Here is a 445-nt window from a genome sequence, read left to right as displayed (position 1 = left end):
CACCGGGCGCTCCTGCATAAGGCGTTTCAGACCGCAAGTCACGACGGGAGCGGCGATGGTCACGTCATCGTTGGTCTGACCAGCCCTGAACTGGCCACAGAGACGCGTAGTGACCCGACACACGTCGAACAGTTGGGTGCGTACGATGACCGTCGAAGCGCGCTCGCGTCCGAGCTGGACCAGTTGGGTGAGCCGTATACCGCCACGTATGAGATTGTCCGGTTAGACGACACGCAGGGACCGGCCGCGACACGGGCGGACGTGGATGCGCTCGTCGCCTCGCCGGAGGCGAAGGCACAGCGCCGCGCCTACGAACTCAACCAACAGCGGCGAGACGCGGGGCTCCACCCGCTGGAAATCCACACGCCGCCGTTCGTCGTCGCCGAAGACGGCACGCGAATCAGCAGCACCCGGATCCGGAACGGCGAAATCGACGTGCACGGCC

General features: G+C 65.8%; 1 protein-coding gene. It reads left to right on the top strand.

The genetic code is table 11. The features are described 5' to 3' along the window. On the top strand, window positions 1–445 hold a 445-nt coding region (locus DVK06_RS17785), incomplete at both ends, for a phosphopantetheine adenylyltransferase (RefSeq protein ID WP_121601166.1).

Source organism: Halorubrum sp. Atlit-28R (assembly GCF_003665955.1).
Classification (GTDB): Archaea; Halobacteriota; Halobacteria; order Halobacteriales; family Haloferacaceae; genus Halorubrum; species Halorubrum tropicale.
The sequence above is the reverse complement of the archived record's forward strand: the minus strand, read 5'-3'. Positions and strand labels throughout refer to the sequence as shown.